The organism is Microcosmobacter mediterraneus (assembly GCF_031846265.1).
Lineage (GTDB): Bacteria > Bacteroidota > Bacteroidia > Flavobacteriales > Flavobacteriaceae > Microcosmobacter > Microcosmobacter mediterraneus.
The window spans coordinates 234571-245355 of the sequence record NZ_JAVRIA010000005.1; the positions used below are offsets into that span (position 1 = coordinate 234571).

General features: G+C 31.9%; 6 protein-coding genes. 4 read left to right on the forward strand and 2 right to left on the reverse strand.

Annotated elements, in window-relative coordinates:
* Positions 1–60: 60 nt before the first annotated feature.
* Both RM697_RS10560 and rnhB read right to left on the reverse strand, forming a co-directional pair.
* Positions 61–2472 carry a ribonuclease HII gene (locus tag RM697_RS10560; RefSeq protein ID WP_311427856.1) on the reverse strand — a complete coding sequence of 804 codons (2412 nt, stop codon included), beginning with the start codon at positions 2470–2472 and terminating at the stop codon, positions 61–63.
* Positions 2473–2497: 25 nt separating this feature from the next.
* Positions 2498–3097 (reverse strand): ribonuclease HII, encoded by a 600-nt coding sequence (rnhB, locus tag RM697_RS10565; RefSeq protein ID WP_311427857.1) that lies wholly within the window; start codon positions 3095–3097, stop codon positions 2498–2500.
* A gap of 207 nt (positions 3098–3304) precedes the next feature.
* On the opposite strand from rnhB, the gene RM697_RS10570 reads away from it, so the two are divergent.
* From RM697_RS10570 to RM697_RS10585, 4 genes are all read left to right on the forward strand, one after another.
* Positions 3305–6352, forward strand: a complete 3048-nt coding sequence (locus RM697_RS10570) for a SusC/RagA family TonB-linked outer membrane protein (protein WP_311427858.1) — start codon at positions 3305–3307, stop codon at positions 6350–6352.
* A 12-nt stretch (positions 6353–6364) separates the two neighbouring features.
* Positions 6365–7855 carry a RagB/SusD family nutrient uptake outer membrane protein gene (locus tag RM697_RS10575; protein WP_311427859.1) on the forward strand — a complete coding sequence of 497 codons (1491 nt, stop codon included), beginning with the start codon at positions 6365–6367 and terminating at the stop codon, positions 7853–7855.
* A gap of 14 nt (positions 7856–7869) precedes the next feature.
* Positions 7870–8637 carry a hypothetical protein gene (locus RM697_RS10580; RefSeq protein WP_311427860.1) on the forward strand — a complete coding sequence of 256 codons (768 nt, stop codon included), beginning with the start codon at positions 7870–7872 and terminating at the stop codon, positions 8635–8637.
* A gap of 143 nt (positions 8638–8780) precedes the next feature.
* Positions 8781–10730 carry a putative porin gene (locus tag RM697_RS10585; RefSeq protein ID WP_311427861.1) on the forward strand — a complete coding sequence of 650 codons (1950 nt, stop codon included), beginning with the start codon at positions 8781–8783 and terminating at the stop codon, positions 10728–10730.
* The last annotated feature ends 55 nt before the right edge of the window (positions 10731–10785 follow it).

Sequence of the window (10785 nt, forward strand, 5' to 3'; positions counted from 1 at the left end):
CAGAAATATCAATGTATAGTTAGCTTTAAATTTTGTGTTGTTGGATAGGATTAAAAGCCTTTAATTAATCTTGTAAAGTAAAACAGAATTATCGTCTCCTTTTACAATAAATTCTAATCTAGAATCATTATCCATATTATCTAAAGTCATAGCAGAATTCCCATATACTGGAAAGTTAGAAATTGCCTTACCAAGGCTATTAAATAAGTACACTTTTTTTGTTTGTAAATCGGTAACACTAACATAAATTTTATCCTGTAAATAAAAGAGTTTTGGAAGCGTGTAATTTCCGTAAGGAAGGTCAACAACATTAGATTTAATCTTTAATATATTATCGTTTAATGTCACTAAGGTTTTACTAGAAGCTACCATGTTATGGTTTTCATTAAGATTAAGATTAATTTCAGAGACCCTTCCTCTCGTATCTATTTGGTATAATGTACCATTAGAGGTTGTTGTGGTAAATTTTCCTTTGTGAATAAAAATAGGGTTTCCAGAAAAAGCTATTGTACTATTTATACTTACTCTTGTTTTGCCAACTCTATTGAGAATTTGAAGTTTTTCTCCTTGTGGAAATACTATATAATCTTTGCTTCCAAGTCTAAAATGTTTAGGTTGTGAATGAATACTTTTAGTAGTTCCATTAAACTCAAAACCACTTACTGTTTTTCCGTTTTTATCGTACATTAATAATTTAGAGTTTTGAGTAACTAGTAATCTGTAATTTTTTCTTTTATCGTAATCAAATACTGAAAGCGGTTGAGTAATATTATCTTTAAATTTTAGTGGAAAATCATTAACATCATTTCCGTTTCTATCAAGCACGTAAACTCGATTTGGTGTTGCAAAAGCCAATTGTAATCTTCCGTTTTTGTAGGTGTCTATTTGTTCTACAGTTCCAAGTATTGGTCCGTTTAACTGTTTTTTCCAAAGTATAGTACCAGAATTAGAAATTAAATACATGGTATTGTTTACATCCTGAACTAAAATATCCTTTTGTCTGGTTTTATGATTTATGACCACTTGTGGTTCATTGAGAATATCAGCATCAAGTGTTATATTTTGCAATTCTCTTATATCATTAGGAGCTCTTTTGTTGGATGATTCTTCTATAGCAATATTAATATGAGCATAATCGGTTTCGTATGTAAACTGAAAAGCAGATAATGTATTCTCATTTAGATCTAGAGATTCAGTTGTATTAAATATATTATTAAGTGAGGTGTTTAGTTGCGAAGTATTAGAAAGAAGTAATAAGGAACTTTCATCATTTAGTTGGTGTTGTAATGAAAGATAAGCATCACTGTTTGCTAACGTAGATTCATTAAGGTAGTTGGTGATTATAGATTTTAAAAATTCTAGGTCTTCGGAAAAAACAAAAAAATCATCAAGCCTGCAGTAGTTGCTAACTGGGTTTGTTATTAAAGGGTAAAACCAATTTAAAAAAAGTGCATCAGATTTCAGTTTAAAGAGCTTTACATCTTTGTAGCTTTCGGTAAAAATCGATTCAAAAAAAGATTCTTCGGTAAGTTCGGCATCCAGTGATGTCATTACTAGAACAAGTTTGTTGTTTTTTGTAATGGTTCCTATTTCGTTTATGTAATCAAAAAACGGAACTATAGAATCTACCAATCTACCATCTCTATAGATTGTGTTAAGGTTAGATCTAAATTTAGATACATCATTAAAAGTAAAACTTACCAGTTTGTCTACATGTTTAGGACTTACCTTTACTATAGCATTATTTTGAGCTAAGGTGTTTTTAAAAGCGTCAAAAATAGTCTTTGCAGAATCAATTGTTTTAACAACACCAGAAGCATATAAATGATTTGAAGATACATCTAAGTCTAGCGCATAATAATTTTCAGAGCTTGAAGATATTGAATCATTAATATTAAGATATCTGAAATTATCAGATTTTATTATGGTAGAAAAATTTTCAGAATCATCCAGAGACTCAATAAGATCATTAGCCTTATAATATGATTTAGTATTCAGTAATCTGAGTTTTAAATTTTCTTCTGAATTTGAAAAAAGTAAAACACTATCCTTTATTGTAGCAAAAAGCAATTTGTTGTTGATTGTTAATTTTGAAATAGTATTGTCTAGTCCTTTATATATAATCTCATTGTTGACTTGTGTAGAATCTTGTACTATTATTTTATCTGAATATTTTGTTATGTAGGTAAATGTATTGTCAGCACCTAAAGTTAAATACGATTCACTAATTGGTGAAAACACTTTTAAATGATTAATAACACTCTGAATTGAATCTACGGTTTTGTAAACTTTGAGATTTTGGAAGAGTTTACTTTTTTCAGAAGAGGAGATAAATTCTTTATGATCATTGATCTTTATAATAGATTTATCATTACTAATTAAGAAGTTTTGAAGAGAATCTGAAGAGAACGATTCTTTTTTACAATTATGAAGAGTAAGGGAAATTAAAATTAGCGCAATAATTCGCTTCATAAGACTATTTTTTGCAAATATAAAATTATAGGTCTAATTGTAACTGCTCAGGAAGTAAACGAAATGATTTTCTGTGATATTTAGTAATACCATACTTTTTAATAGCGTCTCTATGTTCCTTAGTAGGATATCCTTTGTTTTGTTTCCAGTTATACATAGGAAATTCGTTGTGGATTACATTCATATAATCATCTCTTACAGTTTTTGCTATAACTGATGCTGCAGCAATACTTAAATATTTTCCATCTCCTTTAATAATTGTTTTATGCATTATGTTTTTATAATCTTTAAATTTATTTCCGTCTACAATAATATATGTAGGTTTAGTTATTAGCTTACTTATAGCATTATGCATAGCTTTAATAGAAGCGTTTAGGATATTAATAGTGTCAATTTCCTCTTGCCATATGTGAGCACTAGCTAAACAAATACACCCATTAGTAATAACATCTTTAAGAATGAATCTCTTTTTTTCTGAAAGTTGTTTAGAATCATTTAATAATTCGTTGTAGAAGGTTTTGGGTAATATTACTGCGGCAGCAGTTACAGGTCCAGCAAGGCAACCTCTTCCAGCTTCATCTGTACCACATTCAAAATCGGTATTAGAATACGTATTGAGTAACATTAAAACTATGAATTAATAGAAACGTTGTGAAATTAAAAATTTAGAGGCTATTAAATTCATAAATTACTAATAATGTGTGAGAAAAGTTAAAATTTTAGTATCCTCAATTTCTAAGCGGTTTTTGTTAACATTTTTTTAGCACAATTACTTGTATAATTAAGATATTATTAAGATGTTTGCAGCTAGACTAACTCAAATAATTGTTTTATGAAATTAAAGTTAACATGGTTATTAACGCTTTTTATGGCGTTTGTGATGCAGTTTTCTTTTGCACAAGAGAAGACTATCACAGGAACAGTTACTACAGCCGACGATGGATTGCCATTGCCAGGAGCTAACGTAATTGTTAAGGGAACAGCAAGAGGTGCTCAGACAGATTTTGATGGTAAGTATTCCATTAAGGCAAGTTCTGGAGAAGTTCTTGTTTTCTCGTATGTTGGTATGAAGAACGTTGAAATGACAGTAAGCGCTAGTAATACCATCGACGTATCTTTACAAACTGATAATACTTTAGATGAAGTTGTGGTAACAGGTTACCGAACTCAAAGTAAGGTAACATCATCAGTATCTTCTGTAAGGGTAACAGCAGAAACTATTGAAAACAGACCAAATGCGAGTTTTGTTCAAACGCTTTCAGGGCAAGTACCTGGTTTGAATATTACAACAAGTACAGGTCAACCTGGTGGTAACTCTTTAGTTCAACTACGTGGTGTATCTTCTATTAATGGTAACACTGAACCATTATTTATTATTGATGGTGCTCCAGTTGATGAAGATAACTTCCGTTCTTTAAACCCACAAGATATTGCTTCTATAGATATCCTTAAAGATGCAGGTGCAACTGCAATTTATGGTAACAGAGGTGCAAACGGGGTAATTGTAATTAAAACGCGTCAAGGTAATTTTAACCAAGGTCTTAAGATTAACTATAATGGTTTTATAGCTTACAACACTTTACAAGACAATGATTACAACGCCATGTCAGCGCAAGAATTACTTACATATGAAAGAACAAGAGGTAATGGTGCAGGTGCTGGTAACAGTTCAGGTAAATTTAACCCAGGTGCTGGTACACCATTAACAGATGCTCAAATTGCAGCTGCTCCTAATTTTAATTGGACAGACTTTTTCTTCCGTACAGGTGTAACACAAAACCATACCTTATCATTATCTAGTGGTAGTGAAAATACGTCTCAGTTTACGTCTTTTGGTTTCTCAGATACACAAGGTATTTTAAGAGATTCAGATTTAAAACGTTTTAACTTACGTTCTAATATCACTGGTAAATCAAGTAATGAAAAATTCAGATATGCAACTAACTTAACGGTTAACTACTCTAAATCTAATGAGCCAAACAGTATTGGTTCTGGTGCGATTAACCGTAACTATATATTAGGTGCTTATATATCTGTCCCTTATATTACTCCAGATGATTATATTGATGGTGCTGATTTATTGTCACCTTTATCATTTACTAATACACCACTTTTCTTATTAGACCGTTTAAATACGTATACTAGATTTGAGGAAGAGGTTAAAATAGTTGGTAGTGCTAACTTTAGTTATGCATTAACAGACTGGTTAACAGCTAATGCAGTTTTATCTGCTGATTATCAAAGTGAGTTTTTAACTCGTGCTGAAGATCCAAGATCATTTAACGCCCTATTATTTGGTGGTGCTGAGAATCCAACTTCTGGTTTCCAACAGCAAAACACTAATAGAGCATTCTCTTATAACCAAGTTACTTCGTTAAACTTCAACAAAACTTTTGCTGACAAGCATACTATAGATGTTGGTTTATATACAGAGTACTTTAAAGCTCACTTTAGAACTTTTGGTTATTTTGGAAATGGACTTGATCCAAGAACATTCTTCCCAGGAGATGGTAGTGCTTTAATACCTACAGCAAATGGATTATTTGTTGATAACCCACAAGCAAACATTCTTAATGCAGGTTTATTCTCGTATTTCGGATCTTTAGAGTATGATTATGATGAAAAGTACGGTTTTGCTGCTACACTTCGTCGTGATGCTTCTTATCGTTTTGCAGGATCTAACCGTTGGGCAACGTTCTGGTCTGTATCTGCACGTTGGAATATTTCTAACGAAGCATTTATGGAGGGGTCAGCGTTTAACAACTTAAAGCTTAGAGCGTCTTATGGTACTGCAGGTAACCAAGACATCGTAGGTGGTGGTTTATTTGGTGGTCCAGATTTAACTGAAGATTTCTTTGCTACAACTGCTGGTTATGGTAATGCTAACTCTATTGCACTTTCACAGTTAGGTAACAGATCTTTACGTTGGGAAACCATTGCAACAACCAATATTGGTGTTGATTTTGGAGTTTGGAACAACAGATTACGTGGTACGTTTGAAGTTTACGAAAGACAAACAACTGATCTTTTCCAAAGTACACCTTTATCAGCAACAACTGGTGTAACTTCACAAAGTGCTAACACTGGTGAGTTATTCAACCGTGGTTTAGATATTGATATTGATTATGACATTTTAAGACCAACAGATCCAGACGGATTAAGAATATCGGTTGGAGTTGTAGGTAACTATAACGAAACTGAATTAAAAGATCTTCCTAATACAGAAGGAGAAATTATCGGTCTTGGTAGAAATGGAGGTATCCTTAATGAATATTTTACTCTACGTTATGTAGGTGTTAACCCAGCAAATGGTAATTTATTATACTTAACTGCTAACGGAAACGTAACTGAAAATCCAGATGCAGATAATGATAGAGTTTGGTTAGGTAAAAACATTATTCCAGACTGGAATGGTAGTTTTGACGTAAACTTAGATTATAAAGGTTTCTTTTTAACAACTCAGTTTAATTATGTGACAGGCGTTGATCGTTTCGATAATGATTATGGTGGAGATTTAGTTGATCAGAATTCAGTAGGTCAGTTTAATTTATCTTCAGATTTATTTAGAGAGTGGACTACTCCAGGTCAAGTAACTGATATTCCTTCTCCTAACGCAGCTAACTTAAACTCATTCGGAAATTCAGATCGTTTCTTAAGAGACGCTAGTTTCTTGAGATTACGTTTTGCTAGTTTTGGATATAGCTTCCCAGAGAAGTATTTAGAGAACACTGGTTTAACAAATGCTAGAGTTTTCCTTAACGGTGAGAACTTATTCACTTGGTCAGAATGGAGAGGTTTTGATCCAGAAACTCGTAGTAACGGATCTAGAGTTTACCCAACTCCAAGAACTATTTCAGTAGGTGTTGAATTAGGATTTTAAAAAAAAAGAAATATGAAAAAATTTAATAAAATATTATTTGTCGGACTCTTAGCAGTGCTAATGGGTTGTAACGACGCAATTGATATAAGACAACCAGGTCGTTTAGATGCTGCCAATGCTTTTGGTAATGTTGAAGATTTAGAACTTGGTGTTTTAGCACTTTATAATCAAATGGATGTAACTCCAAAGATTTCAATGGCTGCTAACTTTACAGACGAGATTGCTATTGGTTTTGATAGTGGTGGGCAAGGTATAGCTTTGTATGATTTTGTACTTAATGCTGGTAGTACAGCAGCATCTGATTTTTGGGTGCGTAACTTTAGAGTTAACAATAGATGTACTATCTTAATTGAAGCAGCAGCTAACATTACTCCTGATGCAAGTGAGCAAGATGCCTATGATAATGCATTAGCACAAGCTTACTTTATTAGAGCATATGCTAACTTTGAATTGCTATTATACTTTAGTCCAGACCCAAGAGATGACAGTGCTTTAGCAGCACCAGTTATTGACTTTGTTGCACCTTTAAGTATTCAACCATTACGTAATACAACGGGTGAGCTTTGGGACTATATTAATGCAGATATAGCAACAGCATCTACATTATCTACAGTTCAATCTGATCCATTATTTATTTCTCGCGATGCAATTAACGCATTAAGAGCAAGGATGGCTGCAACAAGAGGTGATTATCCAACAGCTGAAACTTTAGCGGGTAATTTAGTTGCTTCTTATCCTTTAGCTAGTACAGTTAACTATCAGTTAATGTTTTTAGATGCTTCAAATGCTGAAGTTATTTTTAAATTAGAAAGAACTCAAAATGATAGTTATGATGGTCAAGGTGCTACAGGATCAGTTTCTGCAGGTGGATGGGCTGGAGCAATTTTTGCTTTCGTTGATGCTACTTTAGATGGTTCTCCATATTTTGAAATGGATAGAAGTGTATTTAATTTATTAGATCCTTCAGATATTCGTTACACAGTTAACGTTGCACCAACTTCGGTAATCAATCCTAATTATGATACAGATCCAGATCCAGTTAATACTGATAAATTGGTTATTCAGAAATACCCAGGATCAGAAGGTCAGCCTTTAATGAATGATCTTAAAGTATTTAGATCTGCAGAGATGTTATTAATACAGGCTGAAGCTAGAGCTGCTCAAAATAATTTAGGTGGTGCTGCCCAATTAGTTAAGCAATTAAGAGATGCTCGTTTTGGAAGCCCACAAGCACTTCCTTCTTATGGATCAATCGCTGATGCGTTTGCTGATATTTTACAAGAAAGAAAGATAGAGCTTTGTTACGAAGGTCATAGATATGAAGATTTAAAACGTATAGGACCTGCTGCTAATGTAGGAATCGAAAGAGATAATACAGATTGTACTACTCAAAGTGGAGCATGTACATTATCTGCTACTGATTTCAGATTTACATTACCTATTCCTATTGTTGAGATCAATGCAAATCCTGCTATCGGAGGACAACAAAACCCTGGATACTAAAAAAAGATTGAATTATGAAAAACATTTTAAAAACATTAGTACTTGCTATCGTAGCAATTACATTTAATGCATGTGAAGAGACGTTAATTGTCTATGACCAAGGTCAATTTGCACAGATAAATAATGCTTCAGCAACATCAATTACTGAAAATAGTGGTACAATAGTAACTATAGAAGCTATATTAGCTATGCCAGCTACGTCATCAGTAACGATTAATTTAGAAGCTACTGGCGCAGATGCTAGTAGATTTAGCTTAACACCATCAACTATTACAATTGCTGCAGGTGAAACATCTGGTTCAGCAGATTTTATGGCTATTGATAATGATGATATTGATGGAGATGTTGATGTAACAATTGCTTTAGCATCAAGTAGTTCTGTACCAGTTGGTATTGGAGGAGAAGGTACTCCTGAAGGAGCTGCTTCTAAAGTTATTACTATTGTAGATGATAACGTACCTTGTAATGATATTTTTGTATCTATTACTACAGATCGTTGGGGTGGTGAAACTTCTTGGCAAATAACAGATGGTACAGGAGCTGTTGTTGCTTCTGATGGTCCTTATGTTAATTTACCAGCTAATGGAGATAGTGCAACTTATGATAATACTGTTAATCTACCAGATGGTTGTTACACATTTACAATCTTTGATTCTTATGGAGATGGACAAGACTATGGAACGTACAGCGTTACTTGTGGAGCTTTAGTTCATGCTTCAGGAGGAGGAGATATGGATGATGCTAACATGTCCGAATCTACTGATTTCTGTGTGAATCTATAAGTTTCAATAATTATAACTTTATTTAAGTTAATCATTATAAGAAGCCTATACGAAAGTATAGGCTTCTTCCGTTTAAAGAACTTTTGATAGTGTAATTTTATTTTAAATACTATACTTTTGATTTTTATTAATTACCCAAGAGCTTGAACAGATTTGTTTTAATACTGTTTTATTTTATATGTATATCTCTAGGTGCACAAACTAAGAAACCATCTCAGTCCATAAGTGCAGCTCAAAAGGATTCTATAAAATCAGCTTCAACTAAAGTTTCATCAGAAAAGAAAAAAGCAAATATTAAAGATTATATTGTAATAAGTCATAATCAAGATACTACTCATGTAGATACCAGCCTCACTATAACTAAAGATTATAAGTTTAATTATTTACGTAAAGATAATTTTAATCTAATGCAGTTTTCAAACATAGGTCAAACTTATAATACACTTAGTTATAATTTTTATGATAACACTATAAGGCCTTCATTTGGGGCTGAAGCAAAACATTTTAATTATTACCAAATAGAAGATGTAGATTATTATAGAGTACCTACACCGTTAACAGAACTTCAATTTAAAACTGCATTTGAACAAGGTCAACTGCTTGATGCTTTTTTTACAGTAAATACGTCTCCAAACTTTAATTTTTCTATAGCTTATAAAGGTTTGCGTAGCTTAGGTAAATATCAGCATATATTATCCAGTACTGGGAATTTAAGATTTACAACAAATTATATAACTAAATCTAAACGCTATAAATTTAAAGCTCATATTGTTACTCAAGATCTATTAAATGAAGAGAATGGTGGTTTAACCCAAGAAGGCATTGAAAATTTTGAATCAGGTAACGAAGAATTTTTAGATCGATCAGTGTTTGATCCTAATTTTGAAAATGCAGAAAGTAAACTGGTAGGGAAGAGATTTTATATCGACCAAGAGTATAATGTAATTAAAAAACATGACTCTACTAAAGGTAAATTCTCATTAAGAAATATTACTGTATTTGAAGATAAGTCCTATCGTTATGATCAATCCATTGCTGATGAAGAGTATTTTGGTAATTCATTTAATACAGTAATAAAAGATAAGAAGACACTTGAAAATTTCAACACATCGCTAGAAGCATTGTTTAAACTAGATAAAGTAGGTGATATTTCAGCAGGTGTTAACTATAATAATTATAATTACGGTTATGATCAATTGGTTCAAATAAATGGTATCACTATTCCTAATAGAATAAAAGGGTATAACCTAAGTTTAATAGGAGGGCTTAATACCGATTTTGATAAAATAAAATTTAAAAATGAATTCAAATTAAATGTTATCGGCGAATTTAGCGGTTATTATTTAAATTCAGAATTATCAGTTCCTATTAAAGAGAGCCTACTGGGAATTAATCTCAATTTGCATTCCACTCCTCCAAATTTCAACACTTTATTGTTTCAAAGCGATTATATAAACTATAATTGGAATAATCAAGAAGTATTTGAGAATGTTCAAACACGTTTGGTTTCTGTAAATTTTAATTTTAAGAACTATTTTAAACTATCAGCTGATTATACCAACATAGAGAATTTTACTTATTTTACAAATCTTGACCTTTCAACAAGTTATAGTAATGTTAAACCTAAGCAATTTGGCAACTCGGTTGATTATTTTAGGCTTAAGTTTTCTAACCAATTTAGTTTTGGTAAGTTTACTTCAGATAATTCTCTACTATATCAAAATGTTTTAGAAGGAAATGGCGTATTAAATACTCCAGATTTTATTACTAGAAATACAGTATATTTTTCGGATCACCTTTTTAAGAAAGCACTTTTTTTACAGATTGGTATTACATTTAATTATTTTTCAGATTATCATATGAATGCCTATAATCCATTATTAGGAGAGTTTTTTGTTCAAAACGATCAAAAATTAGGAGGATTCCCAAGATTAGATTTCTTCATTAATGCTAAAGTCAGACAAACACGTATTTTTCTAAAAGCTGAACACTTTAATTCAGCTTTTACTGGCTATAACTACTATTCTGCTCCCAATTATCCATTCAGAGATTTTTCAATAAGATTTGGATTAGTGTGGAACTTCTTCATGTAATTCAAAAATACACAATTTACTTTTTAACCCATCTATTCTAAATATAAGTAAATAG